Consider the following 24,604-nt stretch of genomic DNA (forward strand, 5'->3'; position numbering starts at 1 on the left):
GGGGGAATGGCGATGACAGCCGCGAGTCGATCCACTCTTATCGTCCATGGTCGCCTCGCGATGCGGGAGGCCCGCCTCGCAGCCGCGCGCAGCAGCCGCCATGGCCTCCAGATCATGTCTTTCGAGCAAGCCGCCGTGCGGCTCGCGGGCGGGTTCGTCCGGCCGATCGATGAGGAAAGCCTCCGCGCGGCGATCCAGGCCGTTCTTCCCGCCACGCCTATGGGGGAACTGGAAGGCATCAAGATGCTGCCGGGCATGATTGGCGCGGCCTCGGACACGCTGCATAAGGCTTGGCGTTCGGGCATCGATTTGGCTGCCCGGTCGACATATCATCCCCGTCTCGACGCTATCGCTCGCTTGGAAGCGGCCGTTCTCACCCAACTTCCCGACGGGATGATGCGTCCGGTCGATATTGTCGCTGCAGCCAGCAACCGTATCGCCCACGCGCCAGCCGTTCTCGGCACAATGGAAATCGCCGGGCTGACCGAACTTTCTCCGTGCTGGCGCCCTCTGGTGAAGGAACTCGCCGCGCGCATTCCGGTGCAATGGACCGCAGGCCCCCGTTTCGTCCCAGACTGGCTCCGCGATAGCGGCGTCGTTGTCGTGCAAACGAAGGCCGAAGGGCCGACGATTAGTTCCGTCAGCGCCGCGACCGCCTATCACGAAGCCATTGAGGCGATGCGCTGGGCGCGCGCGTTGCTTGCGTCAGGCGTCGCACCTTCCGACGTCGCGATCGCCACGGCGTCGCCGGCCGATTATGATGACCATTTCCTGGCGTTGCGCGCCGACGCCAATGTCAATCTGCATTTCGTTCACGGCGTCCGGACCGCCGCGACCCGCGAAGGACAGGCCGCCGCAGCACTTGCGGATATCGTCGTGCGCGGCCTCTCGCAATCGCGCCTGCGCCGCCTTTCAGCTTTGTGCCGGGATTCGGCACCATTAGTCTCGCTTCCCGACGGGTGGTTGCGTGTCCTCCCGAGCGATGCGCCGTTGTCCACCTCTACGGCTTGGAACCGCCTGCTGACACGCCTCAAACCGGACGACTGGCCCGATGGCATGGACCATGCCCCAGCATTGCGCGCGGCGGTCGACCTTCTGGTGAAGGGGCCTGATGCCGCGCAGGACATCGGGGAAGCTTTTCTCAAGGGACGTGCCTTGTCGATCTGGCGCAAGGCGCTGCTCGCCGGGCCTGCCGCCTCGATCGATGTCACGCTCGAAACGCTGAAACAGGATGACGGGCTGGAAGCCTGCGTGTCGGTCGCCTGGATGCCGGCCAGCGCCCTTGCGGCCTGGCCTCGTCGTTTCGTCCGGTTGGTCGGCCTCAACTCCTCGCGCTGGCCACGCGGAATCGCCGAGGACCGGCTGATCCCGGACCATATTGTCCCGACCGGCGAACTCGACCCGCTTCCCGTGAGCCTGGCCGACCGCCGTGATTTCGAAACGATCCTCACGACAACCTCTGGCGAGGTGGTCCTGTCACGCGCCCGGCGCGACAGTGACGGACGGCTGCTGGGCCGGAGCCCCTTGCTCGCCGGCCATGGCGACGAAATCTATTTGCGCCGCAACGCGATCCCCACCCACGCCTTCAGCGAAACCGATCGGCTTATGGCCCGACCGCAGGAGTTCGCCAGCGATCCCCAGGCTATCAGCGCACGTACTTGCTGGAGCGAGTGGCGCCAGGCCGAGGTCACACCGCATGACGGCCTCATCCGGCCCGACCATCCGCTCGTTCTCGCGATTCTTGCGCGAACTCAGTCGGCCAGCTCGCTCAAGACGTTGCTGCGCAGCCCGCTCGGCTTCCTCTGGCGCTATGCCTTCGGATGGAAATCCCCGCAAAGTAGCGCCGACCCCCTCGTGCTCGACGCGCTTGCGGCAGGCGATCTCATCCATCTGGTGCTCGATCGCGCGTTGCGGAATCTCGAAGCGGCCGGAGGGCTGGCTTCCGCCGACGCGTCCGCCATTGACGCTGCCGTGGCCGAAGCTGCGGATGCGGTAGCTGCCGAATGGGAAAGCGAACGACCCGTCCCGCCCAACGTCATCTGGGGCCGGACCCTTGGCGATGCACGTCTTCTCTCCAGCCAAGCTCTCGCATACGGCGACGACCATTTGCCCGGCTGCCGTTCCTATGGCGAAGTGCCCTTCGGCGGGTCCGAACCCAAATCGCAGGCGGAACTCCCCTGGGATGCAAGCTTGCCCGTAACTATCCCGGGCACAGACTTCCAGATCGCTGGCTACATCGACCGGCTCGACATCGCCGGCGACGGCAGCCGCGCACTGGTGCGCGACTATAAAACCGGGAAGCCCCCAAAGAGCGATATCCGCCTGAACGGAGGGCGTGAGCTTCAGCGCTGTCTCTACGCCTTCGCGGTCAAGGCGCTCCTGGGCGACCATGTCGCGATCAGGGCCTCCCTGCTCTACCCGCGCGAACCGCTGGACCTTCAACTCAACGATCCAGCGGCAGTGCTGGCGGAAATCACGGGCTATCTACAGGCCGCACGGATTGCGTTGTCGAGCGGCGCGGCACTGCCGGGTCCGGATACAGGCGGTGACTATGACGATCTCGCTTTTGCGCTGCCGGCCAATGCCGGCGCCACCTACTGCAAACGTAAACAAGCCGCCGCAACCGAGCGGCTCGGCGATGTCGCTCAGGTCTGGGAGGCGGAATGATGAACATGATGTCGAAGACTCTTAAGGACGATGGCGCTCGGCGTGACGCGATCAGCCATCACCATCGTTCCATCCTCGTCGAGGCCGGTGCTGGGTCGGGCAAGACCGCGGTTATGGCCGGGCGAATCGCCCTCATGCTGGCGCAGGGCGTTGCACCACGCGCGATCGCCGCTGTCACCTTCACCGAACTGGCTGCGAGCGAGCTCCTCTCCCGCGTCCGGGATTTCGTCGCCGACCTCGCTGCAGGTCACATCGCACCCGAGCTTGCAGTCGGGCTACCCGATGGTTTGTCGCAAGCGCAGCGCGATAATCTGATCGCAGCGACCACCGCCATCGACGAGATCACCTGCTCGACCATCCATGGTTTCTGTCAGCGTCTCATCAAACCCTATCCCGCCGAGGCCGATATCGATCCGGGCGCGGCCGTTATGGACCGCAACCAGGCCGATCTCGCCTTTCTCGAAATCGTCGATGGCTGGCTGCGCGAGCGCCTGTCAGGCGGCCAAGGTGGAATCCTGGCTGAGATGGTGCTGCACAGCCCCGGCGAGACCGTGGCACTGATGCACAAGATCGCCGAGGCTCTGCGCCGTCGCCGGAGCCTCGTGGCCCCAGCGGTGTCACCGCTCGCCGGCCATCTTCTGGCATTTCGGCAGACGGCCGACGACTTCTCCGCTTTCATGCAGGCAACCACCGCAAGCGAACCGGAAACGGAAGTCTACGCGGCACGGTTCTCCGAAATGGCAACAATGCTGCCGACCGCTACAGACGCTGCCGCGCCTGCAGTCCTGGTCGGACTGCTCGTCTCGCGCCCCCATCCTGATCTCTGCACCAAGGCCGGCACCTTTTCCTCCTATCGAAAGAAGGGCAAATGGGCCGCCGCGGCCAAGCAGGCGGGTCTGTCCAAGGCGGACGGCGAGCGACTGAACGATGCTGCTCAAGCCCATTTCGAAGCGTGCTGCTCGGCCTGGGACGCCCTTTTCCAGGCAGTTTCCGGTCAGGTTCTCGCGGCGCTGATCGGCGAAGCCAGGCCGATCCTGGAGCGTTATCACGAACACAAGCGCGCCAGTGCCCAGCTTGACTTCGACGACCTCATCTATGCAGCCCGCGATCTGCTGCGGGATCATGAGGCGGTACGGCAGGCGCTTGGCCAGCGGTTCGCGAAGGTCCTCGTCGACGAGTTTCAGGACACCGACCCGCTTCAGGCTGAAATCTTCTGGCGCTTGTGCGGCGAGCCCGGGGACGATCCGCAGGATTGGACAGGCTTCGGGATTCGGCCGGGCGCACTCTTCCTCGTGGGCGATCCTAAACAAGCCGTGTATCGATTCCGCGGTGCCGACGTCGGTGCCTATGTTCAGGCCCGCACCGCCTTCACGGTGCAGGATGCAGACGGCCTCGTGTCGATCTCGACCAATTTCCGCTCCTGCGCCTCGATCCTCACCTTCGTCAACGAGCGTTTCGAGGCGATCCTGTCGGCGGATGGCCAACCCGGCTTTACGTCGCTTGATCCCTTCCATGACGATCGCGGCGAAGGCATCTGCGTCGCCGCGATCGACATTGCTGTCGCCGATGACAATGGCAAGGCCAGCGCCGAACGGCAACGCGACGCTGAAGCCGATGCCGTGGCCGACCTGTGCGCCCGGTTGATCGGCAGCCATCCGGTTCTGGATCGCAAAGCCGGCACCGAACGCCCCTGCCAGCCGGGCGACATTGCTCTCCTTGCGCCGACTGGCGCGGATCTCTGGCGCTATGAGGAAGCCCTCGAGCGGCGCGGCATTCCGGTGGCGACGCAGGCCGGCAAGGGCCTGTTTCGCCGACAGGAGGTTCAGGACCTCATTGCGCTGACCCGGGTGTTGGCCGATCGCCGTGACACCCTGGCGCTCGGCGCACTGCTGCGCGGCCCGCTGGTCGGGCTCAGCGAAGAGGAGCTGCTGGACATCGTCTGGGCGCTTCCGCGCACCGAGGACGAGCCTGACCGGATCCCCCGCCTCGATCTCGGCGTCGACCCGACGGCGATCGTCCATCCGCTCGCGCGCGATGTGGTCGAAAAGCTGCAGGCGCTTTATCGGCGCGGCAACAGTACGACGCCGCACGAACTGCTTTCGCAAGCCGTGGATGTCCTGCGGTTGCGTCCCATTCTGCTCGATCGGCATCGCGGTCAGGCCGAACGCGCGCTCGCCAATGTCGATCTCTATATCAGCCTCTCGACGAGCTACGCGGTGCGTGGCCTGCGGGCGTTCTCCGAGGCGATGACAGCGGCTTGGACCGATGAAGCTCGCGCGGTCGAAGGTCGGCCCGACGCTCAGGAGGAAGCCGTCGCGCTCTTCACGATGCACGCCGCCAAGGGCCTCGAATGGCCGGTGGTCATTCCCATCAACACCATGACCGGTGTGATGGCGCCCGATAGCGCGGTGATCGATCGCCAGACCGACACCTTCTATTGCCCCGTTCTCGGCGTCGCGCCGTCTGGCTACGACGTTGCGCGCCAGGCCGAAAAGGATGAACTGGATCGCGAACGCGTGCGCCTCTGGTATGTCGCAGCAACACGCGCCCGGGAATTGCTGCTTCTACCACGGCTCGATGTGACGCCCTCCAAGTCCGCCTGGATTGGCCTTGTTGACCTGACGCTGGCGGCACTTCCGGCTTTTGATGCATCGCACTTGCCGCTCGATGCGATCGTCACAGCCGGCAGCGCCACCAATAATCAGACCCGCGAGGGTTTTGCCGCGGAGGCCGGCGCAATCGCGGACAGGCAGATGCGACTGACTTGGCTCGCCCCGAGCCGCGACGAGAATGCGACCGGCACGGTATTGCAGGAAGAGGAAGCCGACATCTGGGCAGGGTCGGACGACGACAATCCGAGCGAATTGGAGGTGCCCTTGGCCGTCCAAGGTGGACGTGAGCGCGGGCTCGTCTTGCACAAGCTCATGGAAGAGGTGCTGACCGGCGAGACCGACGACGCCTCTGTGGCACTCACGAGGCGCGCCGAGGAACTTATCCGTGCGCTCGGCAAGGTTCCCGTCACTGATCCGGCGGCTGGGCTCGCCCCGGAAGAACTGACTGGCTGTGTCACGCGGACGCTGGCGTTGCCGGAAATCGCGGCCCTCCGGCCCGCGCTACTCGCGGAGTTCCCCATCTATGCCCTTCGTGGCGAAGAAACCGACTTGGCAGCGACGGCAGGCATTGCCGACGCGCTGACAGTCAGTGCGGAAGGCCGGCCGGTCGTCGTCGTCGACTGGAAGAGCGACGTGGCCCCCGATCCGCAGACGCTCGACCACTACCGCGCGCAGGTGCGTGCCTATCTCGACATGACCGGTGCCGAGCAGGGCCTGATCGTCCTGATGACGAGCGCGACGGTGATCTCCGTTTCGCCCTCGCTGCAGACGATGGCGGCCTGACGGAGGACGCCCCGATGGCCACCCGCAAGCGTGCCACCAATTCCAGCCAGGACGATCTCTTCAATCCCGAGGTCGAGCTGCTACTGCCTCCTCGCCTTGCCGTAGACGGCAAGGTGCTGGGAAGCCCCGTGCGTCAGTTGGCGGTTCCAGCGCACCGCGTGCGCTGCAAACTACGTCCTTTCGCGATCCGCCGTGTCACCGGCTATGAGGCCACCCTCAAATCGGGCGAGACGCTGAAGATCATCAGTGCGAAGACGGCAACACCATTGGAGGCCGATCTCATTCTCCTTGTGCCCGGCGCAACGGAGGCAGTGCAAATCGCCGAAGCGCTGGAACTGCCCGAAGGCCAATGGGTCAACGTGTTGCCGGCCAATATCGCCACGCTGGATCGTGCCGAGCGTTCCGTTCGACTAGCTGCCGTCTCCGCCTCCTGGACGGACGCAGTTTACTTGCGCGAAGGACGTGCCGCCGAGACTGGCGAGCCGGCGCGACCGGGTTTGCGGCGTCCTCAGATCGGCGCGCTTCACGCCGCGCTGGCCCACGCAACCAGGTCAACCGATCCGGCAACCGTGGTCATGCCGACCGGCACGGGCAAGACCGAGACCATGCTCGCGCTCAACGCCCACCAGAATTTCGAGCGGCTGCTGGTGGTGGTGCCGACCGACGCTTTGCGCGAGCAGATCGCCGGCAAGTTCGAGACCTTCGGCGTTCTCAGGCAACAGCAATGTCTCGCTGATGCAGCAGCCTTTCCGCTTGTCATGCGGCTGTCCCATATTCCAACGAGCCCGGCGGAGGTCGATGAAATCTTCGACAGCGCCAATGTCGTCGTCACCACGATGCAGATCGCCGGGCGTGCGGACGCGGCCGTTCAGGAGCAGATGGCGGCGCGCGCTTCGGCGCTCTTCATCGACGAGGCGCATCATATCGGCGCTCCGACTTGGGCTCGCTTCCGCGGCCTCTTTATCGATCGGGAACCGCCCTTACCCATCGTCCAGTTCACGGCCACCCCCTTCCGTGAGGACGGCCGGCGCGTCGATGGCGAATTCATCTACACCTATCCGCTGAAAAAGGCGCAGGCCGAAGGCTATTTCAAACCGATCCGTTTCGAGGCTGTGTTCGGACTCGACCAGGCCGATGCTGACCTGGCCATCGCCGAAAAGCTCGGCGAGGTCCTGCAGGGCGATCTGAATGCGGGCCTGAATCACCTTGCAATGGCACGTTGCCAGACGATCGACCGCGCCAAGGACCTCCACCAGCTCTACAGCGCGATGTTCCCGGAATTCCGGCCGGTTATCGTTCACAGCCAGCAGTCTATCCGCGAGCGCCGTGCGAACCTCGCTGCACTCAGGCGCTTCGACAGCCGGGTTATCATCTGCGTCGATATGCTGGGCGAAGGTTTCGATCTCCCGGAGTTGAAGATCGCGGGCCTGCATGATCCGCACAAGAGCATCGCCGTCACCATCCAGTTCGTCGGCCGCTTCACCCGGCAAGATCCGCGCCTGGGCGATGCCACCGTCATCGCGAATACCGGCGTGGACGACATTGATCGGTCGCTTGCCAAGCTCTACGCAGAGGACGCCGATTGGAACGCGCTGGTCGAGGCGCTCAGCACCGCGAAGATCGACCGGCAGGTTCGGCGCGCCGAAATGTTCAAGGGCTTCGTCGGCGATCTCAGCAACATCCCTCTTCAGACACTCGAACCGAAGATGAACGCCGTGGTCTATCGGACGTCGTGCGACGCCTGGGAACCGCTCCGGGCCGAAGATCTATACAATCCCGGCGTCTATCTCGGCATGAAGATCAACCTGCACCAACGCGTTGCCATCTTCGTCACGCGCTCTGAGGAGCAGGCCGGCTGGACGACCGCGCAACACGCAACCAACGTCATCTGGGATCTGCACATGATGCACTGGGATCCCGACCGACAGCTTCTCTATATCAGCAGTTCGGCCAAAGGCCCCTACGACCGGCTCGCCAAAGCCATATGTGGCGACACGGCGCGCCGCGTCGAAGGCGAGGAAGTCTTCCGCAGCCTGCACGGATTCAACCGTCTCATCTTGCGCAATCTTGGCCTGACCCATCATCAGGGCCGCGGCGTTCGCTACTCGATGTATATGGGCGTCGACGTCGCCGACGGTCTCGATACCGCCAAGTCGCAGTCCCGCATCAAGAACAATGTCTTCGCCACCGGCTTCCTGGATGGGGTGCCCGCCTCGCGCGGCTGTTCGGCCAAAGGCAAATTCTGGTCGATCTCTCCAGTTCGCGATCTCACCGACTGGGTCGAATGGTGCGCCGATATCGGCAAGGCTGTGAATGATCCTGGAATCACTACCGATGGCGTGTTCAAGAGCGCCATGCGACCCCGACAGATCAGCGAGCGGCCAGCCGTACCGCCAGTCGCGATCCATTGGCCGGAGTCGCTGCTCACGCAGATCGAAGACCGTGTAGAGATCAGTTTCGGCGACCGGGCCGTGCCATTTGCCGAATGTGACATCGAACTGCTCGATCATGAACGTACCGGACCGCTGCGCTTCTCGGTACGCAGCGATGTTGATGCCGCTGAGTTCGAGATCGTGTTCGCCGAGGGCGGCGCCCGCTATCCCCAGCGGTCGGGAGCGAAAACGACCATCAAGGTTGGCGGCAAAGTGAAGACCCTGTCGGAATCCTTCGGCGAGGATTCCCCGCAGATCGATTTCGGGGACGGATCACTGCTGATCTACAGCCACCTCTACGCTTTGCCAGATGGTGTTGCTTCCGCCCCCTACCCCTCAGATCAGATCGAGATCTGGGACTGGTCCCGGACAAATATCAGGGCCGAGGCGCAAGGACATGATAAGCGCCCGGACTCGGTGCAACGGCGGGTGATCGACGTGCTGCTCGCCGACGAGAATGCCTATGACCTCATCTTCGACGACGACGGCGCCGGCGAAATCGCTGACGTCGTCACCCTGCGGGTGACGGAAGGCCTTGTGCAGGTAACCCTGCATCACTGCAAATATTCCAGCGCGGACACGCCCGGAGCCCGCGTCAAGGATCTCTACGAGGTCTGCGGCCAGGCCCAGAAATCCGCCCGGCGGCGCGACCGTCCCAATCGCATGCTCACGCACATGCTGAAGCGAGAGAAGCTGCGTCTGGATAAAGGCCAGACTTCGCGCTTCGAGCAAGGGACGGCAGCGTTTCTCAAAAAGCTAAAAGCGAGTTGGCAGGACTATCGCTACGAATTCGATGTCAGGATAGTGCAGCCCGGCCTCTCCCGCGCGGCCGTCACCGAAGAAGGCTTGCACCTGTTGGCCGGAGTCGAGACGTATTTGCTGGAAACCCGGGCGATGAAGTTGCGGATTATCGACAGCGCGTGATCTCCCGGCAAGCCTTCACCCCCGGTGCTCCGTTCGAAATGAAGGGCGATCGTCGCCCCTCGCCGATCAGCCCGGATCAGCGCCGGGAGGGATCGGGTCGGCTGGTCTGGGATCAATCGGCATCCCCTCAGTCGTCGCCGCCAACATATCCCCGCCATTCATTATCGAAGGGGCAATCGCCATCGGTCGCCCGTCGCCATCGGTCGGTGCTGCACGGGCAGTCATCGGGGTCTGGCGCAGGCCCATTGCGGAAAGATCGAGAACGAGCGGTTGCAGCAGCCTGCGCGTTGCCTCGCCGCCCCGCGACAACACATCAATGAAATCTTCCTGATTGGGCTGTCCAAGAGCCAGACGATAAATCATGCGCTGCTCTCGAAGTTGGGCAAAGCGCGCGACATCCCTTCCAAAGGGACGCTCGAAAACATGGCGGCTGATTTCGGCGCCATCGAGCACCCACCATGGACGAAGGCCGCTCGCATCGACGGAACGCTCCGCATGTCTCTGCACGCATCGCCAAGGTGAGCCTTCCGCCATCGTAGAATCCCTCAGCACTTCGTCTCGCAATGTTGCGGCAAGCCGGCGTCGGACAGCCAAACCAGCATAGCGCTGGATGCGCCCTTCACGTTGCTCGAGATCGAGCGGATTGGACGAGAGATCCCAATGAACCACATGCGAACACCACGGGTGAAAATCCAGGCCCTCCTGCCCAACGGATGTCGTCGCCAGGACATGCGGCCAGAAAGGCGTGTTGAAACTCCTGCGAACTTCATCAGGTCGGGCTGGAGCGGTTTGTGCCACGCCGCCCTCCACCTTGACGACAGGCTCGGTCTCGGCATCGCCAAACGGCACGGCGACATGGCAACGAACAGGGATCTTGTGCGGCGCCCCGCCAATTCCGTGAAAGCTGAAGCTGCCCGCGCGTAGCCCGAGCGACGATTGCAAATCCTTGGCGAGACCCGCGACGCCTTCATGGAGGTTTTGAGCACGTAGCCAACAATGCTCGTCAAGAACACTCTCGAAGCCACCATCCACGACCGCGCCCATGACTTGCTCGACCGCGCTCTTCCCCGACAACGATGACAGGATCACCGGATTGTCGAGATAGGCGCGCAGTCCCTGCCAACTGAGTTGGACCAGTTCCGGATAGCGTGCCGGGTCAAGGATCGTCGGGTCATGCCGCAGCAACGCTCGGCCGAGCGCGACGCCCGGCGCCCCAATCGCATAATCCACGAGGTCCGAAAGCTCGATTGGGGACAGCCGGTCGATCGGCTGCGCCTGACGCCACTTCCGGACAGCGGACTGCGCGGCACGGTCGTCACCGATCGCGCTGCTCCAGCCCGCGGCGGACAGGTCGGCAACACCTGCCATCCGTTCGATCGCCGCCATCGTCCTTGCAATTGACCTGTGCCGTCGCCTGGCCTTCACGGTATCCCGCTCAATGATGCCTTTGGGCAAAGCGGCGAGAATCTGCCGCCGAACCTCCTTGCGAACGGCGCCGATCGTCATCCCAGCCTTCACGAGCGGGTCCGTATTGCGGATCAGCCATGGTGACGGATGGAACGCCGCCATCACAGGGCCGGGGGCGGCCGCCAACTTGAAGCGCCGCCGTCGGTACGCCTTCTCATAGCCGCCATGCTTCTTGGGAAGGCAGTGCGCCTCTACACCAAAGCTCAGGAGTGCCGCCACGCTGGGCGGAGTTGCCCGAAAACGACTGAACATCAGGAGTTTGGGGTCAGCCGTAGTGCTTTTCCAACCACCGTCGAGCGGCCACCAAGGGAACGATGGCGCCACCCAGGGAAGCGACAGCAGCTTCGGCGGAGCGACGCTGCTGAGCGCCCGAAGCTTCGCGTCGGGCCATGCGGCTGGCGCATCGAGTTTATTGCGACGATCGCGCGTCATTCGCGTGAGCTTCGGCGCTGCCTTGATCTTAGCGCGCTTCCAGGCCGCATAGCGAGGACCAAGGGCCTGTGCGGGCAGTGGAACTGAGGACCAATATGGCAGCGCCTCATAACGCATCTGCACGGAGAAACTCTCCACAAGATGCCGATAGACCTGAAAATCCTCGGGCGACGGGTCCGCATCAAGAAATTGCGTTGCCGCGAGCGGATCGGCCAGCGCCACACTGTCCCGCTCTGTCCGCGACATTACCGGGATCAATAATGTGCGAAGCTCATCCCTGATCCTGGCAGCGTCCGCCACGTCACGCTCCAACTCAGGATGGCTCGCATCGGAATGCGCCGCGATGTCTCGCAGCTTGTCACCGAAATCGGAAAAGAGCGTCTTCGCCCGTTCACGAACGACTGGGCCGGCAAGGAACTCGATCAGTTCTAGGAGTTCCGCATGGGCAAGCGTGCCGCGCGCCTCCTCCCAGCGTGTGCTCAGAAGCCGATAAGGCGTCGCGCTGAGCAGGAGGATCGCCGGCGGAGCAACGGAGTCTTCAGGCTCCAGAAGCGCCTGAAGAAGCGGATCGGTGGCCTTTTCATCAAGAATCTGCCGGTAGCGCTGAAACTCGTCGAGAACGACCAGATCGGGCGGCTGATGGCGCAACGTCGCCAGCGCAAGGGCGCGCCGGAGGCGACCAACGAAGGTGGTCGGTTTGAGGGGATGGATCTTTCGGTTCGCATCACCATCAACCGCCAAATCGAGCATCGCGCGCACCGGCTCACCGAATTCTGCCGCCAGGGCCTCGCGAAACCGCTGGCGGAGGTGCGACGGCGAAACCGCGAATTTGGCTTCCGCGTCCTTGACGGCCCAGTCCCACGAACCTCGCGCGCTCAGCCGCAATATGGCCGGATCAAGATTGCGGGCGAATGCGGGATAGGTCTGTTCGAGCAGCACCTTGAGGAATGCTCGCTCTTCCTTGCGTCCTCCCGTGAGGCGCGCACGCGCTCCTGGAAAGGAGGTCGCTGGTGTCAGCGCATAGATTAGAACGGGATTGTCCGGTCGCTTGGTGATCGCGATCAGCGAGAGTCGGTCCGGTGTCGCGGTTGCGGCCTTGCGTTGTGAATCGCCCAGGAAACCGACAACGCGCCCCTTGTTCTGATGCGAAACCGCATGGCCGTTGGCGATGTAATAGATCACCAAAGGCTGGGAGCCGTCCCCGGACATGCGGCGAGCCAATTCCTTCGCCACGACCGTCTTTCCGAGACCGACTTCATCAGCCACAAGAAAACGGCGGCGGCCCGTCTGGTCCGTGAAGGCCGCAAGCGCCGCATTCACGGCGGCTTCCTGAAAAGGCTTGGGCGCGCTCATTGGCGTCCGCCTTTGATTGCAGACGCGCCGAGCCCGCTTCGAAGCTTGCCCCACAACGCATCGAAGCGCCTCAGCATCTCCACGGTTTGCGGGTCTTCCTGTCCAGCCTGCTCAAGGACGGCTGGCAGATATTGAGAGACCCGTCGCTCAATTTCACGGAACCTCTCCGGGTCGCGCGCCCATGCCGCCAACATCTCTTCCAAGGTCGGCAGCGAATCGTCGGCCGCCGGGTTCGCTGCCAAGCCAGCCCGTTCCTGCGCCTCGTCACTCGTCCAGTCGCCCTCGCCCTTCCGATCGTCATCGGCGAGCAACCCGGCCACCCAAAGGAGGAACCCTCTGGCGCCAAGAAAGCGCACGAATGCAGCGCGGTCGCGATCCTCTCCGAATGGCGGCTCGGCAGGCGCACGTTGAAGCCACGAAAGCCCCTTGTCTCCACGGCTCACTCGCAAGCGCACGAACTCGCTTCGCTCCGCGGCCGCGACAGGCCCCAGAAGCATGTCGGTTTGCTGTGCCGGCCAGACCAAAAGCTCGCCATGAAGCGCCCCCACTTCAAGCAAGATGTCGGCTTCGTCAGGATGCGGCCCGCCGGGATGGAGATCGGAGTGATGGGTGAGGCGCATCCGTTCATCGTCGATGCTGAGTTCTGCCGCCCATCGCGCCGCCACTTGGGCGCGCGCCAGTTCAAGCGCCTCCTCCTCCAGGGCCGCCGCGTCGGGCGAATACTCCATGCCGGGGGCGGCGACAGGACGGGCCGAACCGAGAAGCGCCCTCAAACCTTTCTCGACCGGCTCGGAAACCGCCAGCTCGGCGGTAACCTCGGCGTTGCGCCCGGTCCAGGCCCGCAGCGTTGCGTTCGCGCTGCCCAGCCACAGCGTCCGCTTGCGCCCGGACCGCATGAACAACAGCTTAGCATGAAGGCCACGCCCGACTTCCTCCTCCTCATCGTCGGCCGCGCCAGCATCGACCGCCAGCGCCGCAGGCTGTGATGCAGGTTCGGGATCACCAATGGGATAGTCGGGCGCATCGAGTGCGAGCAGATCGTCGAAAGCCGCCAGTGACGGGCCAACCCGTTCGATCTCCCGCATTGTCGTCAGCAGTACGCTTCGTGATGAGTTCGTTCCCTTCAGTGTCTGTCTGGCGAGAAAGTTCTTGTCGACAAAGGGGCTCACCACTACAACCTCGTCAGTCCCCGGTGGCGGGACAGGAACGGCCTGGTCTCCCGTCCCGGCCGACCAGCGAATCCGCTCGACGCGCACGCCCGCTGGCGCACGCCAGGCCACCTTCGCAATCGTCGCCGCAAGGGAAGCGGTACGCGCGCCTTTCAGCTCGGCCTTCTCGGCCAGTCCACGCGCCAGATCTTCCGCACCAGGGATCCGAGCACCACCTTTGCCACCAGAAACAAGCAGCAGCCCAATGTCGCGATTTACGCATTCGGTCAGGTTCCGGCTCCCGACCCAAAGCCGCCAGCCAATCTCGCCGTCCGCGCCGCACGTTCGCACCAGAGCGGCCTTGGGGTGCCAGCTATGCGTCGCCTCATCGAAATCGACTTCGCGAACGAACTGATCCAGCACGGCCGCGATGCGCGGGGTACGCCGCATTCTTGCGAGACGGCCGCGCTGGATCACAATGCGCACTTTCCCGCGCAACCTCTCGACCGCATCGGCGAAATCGGACGGAGTGCCTCGGCCAGCATCGGTGTCCTTGCCCGCCAGCGCGAGCAAGGTTGCGCCGATCGATCCCAGATCCGCCGAATAGGACGCCAGCAAGGCAAGCTCGACGCTCTCATCGGGGCCAGGACGCAACCCCTCGAGGAACGAGAGCGCCGGCCAGCTTTCGACCACCTCGCTCATTCGGCGTCCGCCAGATCTGCGAGGAGCGTACTGACTTGCCCCCATCGATAGTGAAGCGGTCCAGCAAGACCATGTTCGTCACTCGACCATTCGAGGCGCCGCGCACGTCCATTGGCAGTCAAAGCAAGCCGTGCGCGCGGTCCCTTGCGGGCTTCAGCCGCAGCATAGACGTTAAAGAGCGGGGCGGGATTGTCCGACTTGGATGCTATCCAATCCTTCGTGCCCGTCAAAACAGCGCGCAACTTCGACGGCAGCGTGCCAATGTCCGTTTCGATCGCATCGACATCAAGCTTGGCCGCGACGGAACCGTGCTCTTCGATGAGCGCGACGAGATGATCACGATGTCGAGTCGATATCTCCCGCTTGTCGTCGGTCTCGACGACACGTTCCAAAAGTGCGTCATAGATGGCCCGGCCGATACCCGCGAGACTTGCGGCCTGTCGCGCCCTGGCAAGCGCGGTATGATCGGGACCGGCGACCGCGCGAACCTCGGCTCCCCACATCCCGGATGGCGCCGCAGCCTCGGTACGCGCTAGTCTCGCAAGCAGGGACAGCTCATGACTACCATTGCGACGCAACTGTGCGAGATGCTCGCGCAGAAAAACCGCCTCTGCGGTCGCCATCCGAAGTGTGATGTGGCCGCCACGCCAATTATCCGGTCGATCGAGGAGTGGCACGAACGGCGGGTCGATATTGACAAGCGGATGACCATCGTCGTCGGTCGCCGCGCCTGCGTTCTTCAAAAGCCGATGCGCCTGCGCTCGCGAAATGGTTCGCCCGTTGATGCGCGGACGCAATATTCCCCAGACCGCGAGCGCATTCCAATAAACAATCGACGGTGGCTGGCTCGACGGCTTGGGAAACACGCGCCCTCCGATCACTTGGGATTCGCCCGCGTCCTTGAGCCGGCCTGCAAGCTCTCTTTCACGTTCGCGCAGAGCGCGCACGGCCGCCGGTCCCGTCAGGCCTGCCAGATCCTCGAACAGCCAGGGCACGAACAGGACGTAGCGGGCGCGCGTGTGCAACACCGACGTTCCCGGAAAGAAGCGATCGGCATAACGCTGATGGATAGTCAGAAATCCGATCTCATCGCGCACGCCCATGGATTCTTCGTCCATTTGCGCCTTCGCGCGGGCGAGCGCCTCGCGCGAGAGATAGGTCCAGCCCAGCGCGGGCTCAACAGATGCCTTCTTAACGGCAGGAAGCAAGCACCAGCCCTCATACCGATCGGTAAACTAGGGCGGTTTCCAAAATCTCGACTGATTCCACTGATTACCCCAAACGTTTCAAAGCAGTTAATCAATTATTGATTTAACCAAGACCGGTTGACAACCCGTAATGGAGTGGACGCCGGAAATAATTTCCGGCGTCTATTTATAGCTTACGCCGCTTCCCAGACTTGATTGAGAATACGGGCCGCCAGCGCCGCCTTGTCCTGCGGAAGGAAACGGCCATAGTGCTTGGCCACCATGTCCGCTGTATCCTGGACGGCGTAGCTTGCCTGTTCGTATGAGCCGGTCTGCTTCAGGATATGGGTTGCGAGAACATCACGAACGTTGTGAGGACCATGGGGCAGCAGGCCTTTGATCGCCCCACGACCTGTGTATGGATTGTAGATGCCGTAGCGCTGGATAGTGAGCCGCCATGCCTCATAGAAGCTCGTGATGTCGTAGGCTGCGTCGGTACTCGTCGTCTTGACCGTCTTCACGAAAAACGTTCCGGGATCGGCAGCACCTTTAAAGAAGGACCGAGCGGTGGCGCTCGACGTAATCATCAATGCGGCGGTACAGATCGAGCAGATCGGGGAGCACCAGCCTGAATGGTTTGTCTCCGAAGAACGACGAATGGGCGTTCTTGAAAGCCACCGCCGGGATCAACACCTCCCAGCCACCGTCTCGGTCACTCCAGCGGATTTCTCCGCGCTTGAGCTTTTCGAGCACCCGTTCTGGACGCGGCATCTGTCCCCGTGGGCATAGCATCAACTGCCGCAGATTTTTCTGGCGAAGCCCGAGATGCAGCCCTAGCCGCAGCATGAGGAACGAGCGAACCGCCTCGGCAGCCGGACGCGGATAGCGCTCCTCGTCAGGCATCAGCCTGATGATCTCTTCGGTAATCTTCCGGTATTCGCCGACCGGGCTGTCGGCTTCAAGCACCGGCATGATCGGCTCGAAGGGATCACGATGGACCCGGGCGATGCGCTGGATCTCTTTCACGCGGTGGGATGCGTGTTTGTGAAAATCCTCGCAGGCGCCGTGCCAATCCTCCCGGGCATAATCGATCTCGTTCTGCGAGACGAGACCGGCAATAGGCTGCACACGCGCCAGGAGTTCCGGATGCTGCCGAAGCCACCCGGTGCTTTCCTTAGTGATTGCCAAGGCGATCCGCAGCATGTCGACTTCCCACGCCGTATAGAAACCCCGGCGGTTTTCGCGCCATTGCAGATACCAGTCCCAGACGCCCGGAAAGATAAGCAGTCCGAAGGTCAGTTGGCGCAGCGGCACCCCATATCCCCTGATCTCTCCCGCCTTTGACGCCGCAAGTGCGCCAAACATCAGGCCGAGATGCTCAATCTTTTGGGAGGTGGTTTCCTCGCCCCAGACACCGTTTCGCTGAAATCCAATCGAGGTCAGTGCGGATGTCTTGAAGCGGACTAGATCAGCCATCTCCATGGCAAGCGTCGGCGGCGCATCGATAACGCCGGACAGGAGGTCGGGATCCTCAATCCAGGTTTCTTCAAAATTCGCCGGTACCGCGATCTTTCCATCACGCGGCGCGCGTCCACCATAGGATACGCCGGGAAACCGGATGGCGTACCGCTGCTTCGCCGCGGCAGCCTGGAACTTGCGGTAGTCTGTCGACCCACTAATGATGACACGCCGGACCCAATCCAAAATCTCCTCGCGCTTGGCGAAGGGAAGCGAATTGAAGTCATCGGGTAGATGCCACGCGATCCTGCGTCGCTCCGCAGGCTCGATGCCCGAGAGATTGAACCCGGACGCCGATCGCGCCTGATGTGGCAGCTTCGCTTTGAAATAGCCTTCCGGGAGGCGGTAACGGCGCTCGATACGTCCAAGCACGTCGAAGCTATCAGTGCTCCGCGGCACGCGCCGGCCTTCGATCCAACTCAGCAGCGTATTCTTGTCCATTGGCTCATCAGGTCGCACGACCGATCGATAGAGAACCCAGTAGGTCTCACCGTGGCGACGCATGTGGAGATGGAGTGCCTCGGCGAAATCCGCGGGATCATCCCACTCGCGAAACAAAGGCTCCGGAAACTCGACTGTCACGCCAGCCTTATCCACCGCGGGGGCAACCTGGGAACGCGCAATTTTCGGATGCGCCGACTTGATTGTCGGTTTCGTTTTCTCGGCGCTGGCGTTTTTTGTTCTCGTCGAGCCTCCGGGCTTCCGAGAACCCTCTTGCGTCGCTCCAGCAGTTTTCCCGCCGTCTCTGTTCCAACGAACGATGGCATCAAAACCGGGGTCGATCAAACGGCGATGCAATGCAAGCGATCGAGCATCGATCCCGGTCATGCAGGCAACGACATTCCATTCGGTGCGGCCTCCCGTCCTAGGCGGCCCACACCTCCGCTCGATAAGCCGCCGCATGTAGGCCCTGAGGGCTTCGGCTTCGCCGCTGGAGAAGGTGGTCGAGAGACGCAGTTCGCAATAGGCGTCGATCTTACGTTGGAAGGCTTTGATTGCAGTTAGCTTGGTCATTTCACTTCATCATGTTCGTTGCTCGGCCCCTCTATGCGAGGGGCCGGCCGAGCTAAGCGAAGCGGATTAACGAAGGATTGGAGCCGTCTGCATCTTCAGAAATCCGATTCAGAATCAAACGGCGTTTTCGGGAGTAATGGGGGGAGAAGTCGTAAAAGAAGCAAACGCCGTTAGGCGTTGGTCGGCCTCGTCGAGCAAGCAGATCCGGTAACAACAGACCAAGTGGACACGGACGCGCTCAGACCTCATGGACGGGACCGTCGGGATAGATCAGGTGGATTTTCCTGCGAAATGGCGAGCCGCCCATCCGGCACTTGGCGACCAGATCGTCGAACACTACGTCGCATTCGCGCTCATCGAAACCCTGATCCGTCAGCATCGAGACGATCTTGTTCTGGAACTTCTCCAGTTCCATCTGCTGCCCCTTCTCAATCGCACGCCGGATCAGCCAGAAGAGCGCCACCCGAGCCACATCATCTCGGTCAGGCCGCTTCGCCCTTCTGTTGGCGTCGCGAAGCGCCTTCTGTCGCTGCCTTGCTGCCTTTAGGTTCATACCGCTCCTCCCGATCCTCGACCACTTCAATGGTCAGGGGACCGGCGTGCCGGCGCAAGCCGTGTTCGGCGGAATCGGAAATATCGACCTTTGAATCGGCGGCGCCGAACAATGAATCAAATGATCGCAAATTGTTTCGAGTTGCGGGCACGTTATCTCAACCCGAGACAACACAATCGGTCTCGAACGGCGTTGATGAATCGTCGTATTCGAATTCCAAATCAAAAATCCGGTATTCGGAATCAAATGAGCGCAATTTGTTTCAGTTTGCCGGAGACTTGCTTTGAGTTGCCGACAACGTGCCACACCACATCTCAAATCACGTCACTTCATCGCGATGGTGTCCGAGGATCCAGCCTTCCCATTTCTGAACGGCATCGATTGCAGCGATGCCTTCACCGCGCCGCCTATCGACTACATCGAGCATCCCCAGCAGTCCAACCACGGCATCGAAGCGATCCTCGCCTGACTTGTCCGAGCCGAAGCCATCGTCGATGAACGGCTGAAGCAGACCGATATCGAGGTTCGGTCGCCCTGCAAGCCAAGCCAATATACTCTGTCCCATCCGTGTCCGGTCTGCCTGACGCCGCTTGCTCCAGCCACTCCTGGGCATACCGATCTGCCTGTACACGTCACCAGGATAGGTTTCTGCAACGATGACAGGCTTTCTGTTGGAGAGCTCCGCCAAGCTTCCATCGAACGGCCACAGCCCAATCTCGTCCAGTCTCGGGACGATGATTTCCCGCCATCCCGAGATTGCGCCTTTGCCGACCTGATTGCCGCCAAGCGTCCAGAACAAAATGCAGGCAGCCTGCCGATCGGCGGTCGCCCGTTCGCAGACACGCAGGAGCGATGACGCACCAGAAATCCCAAGGGCATCGAAGAGATGGATACGTGCCGTGCCACCTGGGCGGACGGGATAGAACGGGCGCTGCAGCGAGATATGGTTGCGATGATCAGCGACGTTGTACCAATCCGACCAGATCCCGGAGCCGAATGACGTGAGTGCCTCCCGGAAAGAACCGATGCCGGCTGCTCGTGCATAGGCCTCCGGCAGGCCGATCGGGAAGTCGAAGCCGATGAGAAGCGCGCCAGGATCGACGGCGCGACGCAGCAGCCGGTCGAACAAGCTGGACGCGTCACCGACGAGTTCCGGAGGCTGAAAATGCCATTGTCCGCCACGCTTGATGGCCACAGCCATCCAGCGCTTTTTCTGCTCCATGCTCCAATCACAATGGGCGACAACCGTGACGCTCATCCTGCACTCCTCTTCTCCTCATCGGCCGCATGACTATCAGGCTTAGGGCGGCAGATCACCGTCTGTCAGAATTTGCAGCACCGCCGTCTCATCCAGGGCCAGGGCATCGAACAGCGCCTTGGCGAGGGCATTGAAGGTAGGTCTGCGCCTCCTGAGGATTGCCGCCGCCCGGTCGAGTGCCCCTTCCAGCTTGGCGTGAACGCGAGAGGCCAGGTCGGCGTCACGGTCGAGAACCGTGCCCGGGTCGCGATGGGGTCGATAGAGCAACGGATGCTCGGTTCCGAAGCCGAGCGTCCGCTCCATGTCGAAGGCAAGCCGCGTGGCCCGCGCCAGATCGCTATCGTCGGTGCCGGCAGAACCGCTCGAGACACGCTTGAGCATCAGTTGCTCGGCAGACCGCCCGGCCATGAGCATGGTGAGCATGTTTTCGTACCAGTCATGGGCATCGGTGGCCCAGACGTGGAAGCCGACGAGATTGTAGCCGCCCTGCCCGGTATCGATATTGAGGCCGCGGACAGGTCCGAGATCAAGCGCATGATGGACGACAGCGTGACCCGCCTCGTGAAACGCGAAGCGCCAGCGCAGATTATAAGGCACCGGCGGACGATTGCCGCGGATGCCGTCTTCGATATCCTCATAGCGGATCGCCCGCTTGCCGCGGCGTGCCTTCAGTCGCGCCTCCCGGACGATGCGCTCGATATCAGCGCCGGTCAGCCCCATAGCCCGCGTGGCGAGACGCTTCAGAATTTCGTTGACGGAGTGGGCATGGTGGCCGTCGGCTACCGCCGTGTTGCCATTCTGCGGCTCGGTCATCGGCTGGCTCCTTTTCGTTCCTCTTCCGCCTCTCGCTCCAGATGATCGGCGACCATCTTCATCAGCGAGAACCCGGCATCGTCTTCTGACTGGACGTCCGTTGCCGGCTTGGAAACCAGCGCCATCACATCGTTGCCGAGATGATGAGCCAGGATTTCGGCCAGCGTCGGCACATCCGGCTTCGGGATTTCGATATGGGTCTCCAATCGTCCGGATCGTTTGATGGCCTCGTCGATATGATCAGGTCGGTTGGTGGCGCCGACGATGATCAGCCCTTCGTTTTTGATAGCGCCATCAAGCAGTTCCAGCGCCTTGTTGACGACGGTATTCCAGTAGTCGGCATGTTCCCGCTCAGCCGGCTGCCGCTTGCCGATGCCGTCGATCTCGTCGACGAACAGGATCGCCGGCGTCATGGCCCGCGCTTCGACAAATGTCTTGCTCATCCTGTCGATGACGTCGTTCAAATGTCCGCCCTGCAGCCAGGTAGAAACGGACGTGACGACCAACGGGATTTGCAGGCTGTTGCAGAGCGCACGGGCAAAGGTCGTCTTGCCGGTTCCGGGCGGACCGGACAGCAGCAGCTTGGTGCTCATCTCCGACCAAGCCAGGATGCTGGCGCGGTAATCATCCAGGTCTGCCTTCAGATCGAGCGCCCAGTCTTTCGCTCGGCCATATCCGGATAGCGTTTCGACGGTCAATGGCGGCTTATGGCCGATCTCGCCCACCGTCGGCAAAGCCTCCGGCTGGACCACTTCAGCGCCGGACGGCTTGTCCTTCTTCCAGCGGCCGTTGCTATCAGTGTCGGTCGATTTCGGTTTCTCGTGCGAGCCTTGGGGTTTCTCGGTGGATGTGCTGGAGGATGCCGATCCGGATGCCTTGTCGCCACCACCGCCCTCCTCTTCCTCGAAGTCACCGCGATTGCGCTCAATGAGCACTGCAAGAACATGCAGCACGTCGCGAAGATGCCGCCCAGGACGGAAGGCAAGAACCAGATCCTCCAGCGACAGCCATCGCGCATCGGAATCCGCCGGCAAGCCCACCGTCTCGATTGCCGCGTCCGGATGGAGCACCTCGACCAGATCAGCGACGAACCTCCGATCAAGCTTTCCCGTTTCCAGCGACAGATCGGCGGAGATGCGCAGCAGCGAGGGAATGTCCGAGCGCTTTTCCGCGATGGCGAGGATCGGAAAGTCGCGCGACAGCGCGCTGATCATTCGTCGCCGCAAGGCATTGCCGGTGACGCGATGCACGCCGGCGCCCGAGAACGTCATAAGACGCCGGCGTGTCTCTCCTTCCACGACATCGAAGTGATTGTCGTCGTACATGTGATCCGACTGAAGGATCGCGAATGGGCCACTAGGCACCAGCCGGGATTTCTCCAGGAGCCGCAGCACCTCCCGCTCGAAGCCTGCAAGTGGCGCATGGAGGGTGACGACCGGCGTCACACGGGTCAGCGCATATACGATCTCGCGAAGAGATAGGCTTCCATTCTCGGCTGCGCGTGCCAGTACCAGGGCAGACACGACATGACTGACCAGCGGCATCGCCGTTGCCCGATCCACAAGACCGACGGCATAGGTGCGCCGATCAACTCCGTTACTCAGCACTGCGTCTTGCGCGATTGCGCCGCGACGCGCCCGAGGCAAGACCATGAGTTGCGAAGCGAACGGCGGATGAATGATCCCGGCGGTCTGGACACCATCGCCACCAGAGCCGGTCGTCGGATTGCTGGTCTCCTTCGGTGGGATAAGCCAGTCACCAAAATTCCGCCGGAACCAGGCATCATCCCGTACCGGGTCGCCGGTCAGCCTTGTCGTGTCGAAGGCAGGGCTGTAGCGGCAGAGCATGTGACCATCGACATCGACCGTCCTGGCCTCGAGCAGACCATTGCGCAGTGCGGCCCGGCGCGCATCGCGACGGGCAAGATGCCGAAGCCGGCGAACGAACAGATGAGCGAGCTTATCCATCAATCCGGCCTCCAGTCTCCGCGGCAATAATTGCCGTTTTGGCGCTCTGTACCGGATCGCGCGGCCGCGTCCGACCACGCCGCAGCCCGTCGATGGGACCGGGTTTCGGGATCGTCGCCAACACACGTTCGCGCGGTGAGCGGCGTGGCCGATGGATGTCAGCCGGAACACTGACAGTCGTCGGCAGAGTCAGCCGCGCGTTGCCTGACCGAACAAAATCCTGATTGCGGTTCCGCAGCCAATCGAGCAGCAGGCGGCACGCCGCATTGCCGCCGTCGGCAAGCGCATTCAGCCGCAGCATAAGCGGTTCCGGTACAAGACCACCCAGCAGAGAACCTTGCTGGACGCAGGCGAGCGCCAGGCCGATGAGAACGGCTGGATCGCCCCTAGGATCGCCGCGACGGCTCACGGCAGAGGGTTCAGTACCGGACATCAGCCTGTTGCGAACGCAGGGCAACGCAACGGTATCGGTCGTGATTGGCTCGCAACGGAAGCCGACCACAGACGGGCTGTAGTTATCGATGGACATGACTGTCTCCTCGCCGGAGCGCATCGGCATCCGGCGTTCGTGGAATGGAAAGGATGAGGGAAGCCGGCCACGCACATCGGCGCGGCCGCTGTCAGTGCCGTCGGGCTAGCGGCTCATTAGTGCCGGCGCGGACGGCGGGCGAAGCCGATCCGGATACGGACCGGTTCCGGTTCGTCGCCCTGATCCTCGTCGAAGCAGCCGAGATCATAGTGACCATCGTCATCGTCCAGCGCGGCCATCGCCTGCTCTTCCTCGTAAGCGCGAGACGGGCCGTTCAGCGCGACCAGCGGCTTACCGGAAACGGTTGATGCACGCATCGCCCCCGACGCAACCGCCGCCAGAACACCGAGCGCCTTACGGGCTTCCGCCTCAAGAAGTTGCTGCACGCGGCGGCCGAAGCGGAGACGCAGTTCCGCCATGCAGACGGCGACACCATCGATTTCCAAGAGGTCGTCGATCTCGGACAGGGCCCAGATGCCGGTGGCATGATCGCTCGGGCGGCTGGCGCCATCGACAATCGCCACTTCGACGGTGTCGACCATCAGGCGTTTGTGGTTCTTGTACAGCCAGTCCGGCAGCACCATCGCCGAGGCCATCATCTTCAGCTTCAACTCCTCGAGGCGGCTGGTGTCGCCGTATGAGGCAAGCGAACGCTTCAGGTCGAGGATGTAGGCGGTGTGCCGCACCCGGTTCACAAGAATCAGGTCCGGCGTATAGCTGCCTTTGGCAGATGCCTCGCAGTCGAGCTTGACACCATCAAGACTCTGCCAGTCGTTTCCGGAGACGGCTTCGAGCGCCGCCTTGACCAGCGGCAGTTTCAGCGACTGGGTCAGGACAACGATGTTGGAATTGGCTTTCGCCAGCCGCTCGACCGCCTGCTCGAGCAGCTTGCCTTCGCGGAAGGACACGGCACGGACGAGCGAGGCGATGTGAACATAGTGCCCGAGGATTTCGTCCTCGACCGGTTCGCCGTCGGCGATAGCCGCGATGGCGCGATCGATCAGCAGATCGAGATCGGCCTCGACCTCGGCGAAGCGAACGATGTGGGGATGGCGGCGCAGCACCGCCGGTTCGCTGATGTTGCTCCGGGCGGCAAGGCCGAACGAGCGCTGCGAGAACATGGGTACCGCTGCTGCGGTCGAACGGAGAACTTCCCCGGCGGGGACAGAGAGAGTATGCGTGGTCATAGCCCGATTCCTTTTACGAGAAGGCTGAGGGTCAGGCCCTTGTCAGTGGTGCAAACAC

The 24,604-nt window shown here is 62.6% G+C and carries 12 protein-coding genes and 1 pseudogene; 3 read left to right on the top strand and 10 right to left on the bottom strand.

The features are described 5' to 3' along the window. The first annotated feature begins 12 nt into the window (after positions 1-12). From ACQZ5M_RS18250 to ACQZ5M_RS18260, 3 genes are read left to right on the top strand one after another with little or no spacing between them, the layout of a single operon-like run. Positions 13-2,667: a PD-(D/E)XK nuclease family protein gene (locus ACQZ5M_RS18250; protein ID WP_449080469.1), complete on the top strand. Its 2,655-nt coding sequence runs from the start codon at positions 13-15 to the stop codon at positions 2,665-2,667. Beyond that, positions 2,667-6,062 carry a UvrD-helicase domain-containing protein gene (locus ACQZ5M_RS18255; protein ID WP_449080470.1) on the top strand — a complete coding sequence of 1,132 codons (3,396 nt, stop codon included), beginning with the start codon at positions 2,667-2,669 and terminating at the stop codon, positions 6,060-6,062. Before ACQZ5M_RS18250 ends, ACQZ5M_RS18255 begins: the two co-directional genes overlap by 1 nt. Positions 6,063-6,076: 14 nt before the next feature. After that, a complete protein-coding gene (locus tag ACQZ5M_RS18260) occupies positions 6,077-9,418 on the top strand; it encodes a DEAD/DEAH box helicase (RefSeq protein ID WP_449080453.1) in 3,342 nt (1,113 codons plus the stop codon). Between the two features lie 66 nt (positions 9,419-9,484). On the opposite strand, the gene ACQZ5M_RS18265 is transcribed toward ACQZ5M_RS18260, so the two are convergent. From ACQZ5M_RS18265 to ACQZ5M_RS18310, 10 genes and pseudogenes are all read right to left on the bottom strand, one after another. After that, positions 9,485-12,670 carry a helicase-related protein gene (locus ACQZ5M_RS18265; protein WP_449080454.1) on the bottom strand — a complete coding sequence of 1,062 codons (3,186 nt, stop codon included), beginning with the start codon at positions 12,668-12,670 and terminating at the stop codon, positions 9,485-9,487. After that, entirely contained in the window at positions 12,667-14,520 is a 1,854-nt protein-coding gene (locus tag ACQZ5M_RS18270; RefSeq protein WP_449080455.1) for a hypothetical protein, read from the bottom strand. Before ACQZ5M_RS18270 ends, ACQZ5M_RS18265 begins: the two co-directional genes overlap by 4 nt. Then, the gene (locus ACQZ5M_RS18275) at positions 14,517-15,728 is read right to left on the bottom strand and encodes a DUF6361 family protein (RefSeq protein ID WP_449080456.1); all 1,212 of its coding nucleotides are present in this window, start codon (positions 15,726-15,728) and stop codon (positions 14,517-14,519) included. The genes ACQZ5M_RS18270 and ACQZ5M_RS18275 overlap by 4 nt, the downstream gene beginning before the upstream one ends. Positions 15,729-15,901: 173 nt before the next feature. After that, positions 15,902-18,239, bottom strand: a pseudogene (locus ACQZ5M_RS18280) (hypothetical protein). A 238-nt stretch (positions 18,240-18,477) separates the two neighbouring features. Beyond that, on the bottom strand, positions 18,478-18,792 hold the full coding sequence (locus tag ACQZ5M_RS18285) for a hypothetical protein (protein WP_449080457.1): 315 nt from the start codon (positions 18,790-18,792) through the stop codon (positions 18,478-18,480). Between the two features lie 319 nt (positions 18,793-19,111). After that, the gene (locus ACQZ5M_RS18290) at positions 19,112-20,050 is read right to left on the bottom strand and encodes a DUF429 domain-containing protein (protein ID WP_449080458.1); all 939 of its coding nucleotides are present in this window, start codon (positions 20,048-20,050) and stop codon (positions 19,112-19,114) included. 42 nt (positions 20,051-20,092) lie between these two features. After that, complete coding sequence (locus ACQZ5M_RS18295; RefSeq protein WP_449080459.1) at positions 20,093-20,863, bottom strand: ATP-dependent Zn protease; 771 nt, start codon at positions 20,861-20,863, stop codon at positions 20,093-20,095. Next, a complete protein-coding gene (locus ACQZ5M_RS18300) occupies positions 20,860-22,830 on the bottom strand; it encodes an AAA family ATPase (RefSeq protein ID WP_449080460.1) in 1,971 nt (656 codons plus the stop codon). Before ACQZ5M_RS18300 ends, ACQZ5M_RS18295 begins: the two co-directional genes overlap by 4 nt. After that, positions 22,823-23,359 (bottom strand): hypothetical protein, encoded by a 537-nt coding sequence (locus ACQZ5M_RS18305; protein ID WP_449080461.1) that lies wholly within the window; start codon positions 23,357-23,359, stop codon positions 22,823-22,825. The genes ACQZ5M_RS18300 and ACQZ5M_RS18305 overlap by 8 nt, the downstream gene beginning before the upstream one ends. 116 nt (positions 23,360-23,475) lie before the next feature. Next, on the bottom strand, positions 23,476-24,546 hold the full coding sequence (locus ACQZ5M_RS18310) for a hypothetical protein (RefSeq protein WP_449080462.1): 1,071 nt from the start codon (positions 24,544-24,546) through the stop codon (positions 23,476-23,478). Positions 24,547-24,604 lie beyond the last annotated feature (58 nt).

The sequence above is a fragment of the Rhizobium sp. 22-785-1 genome, assembly GCF_053521965.1.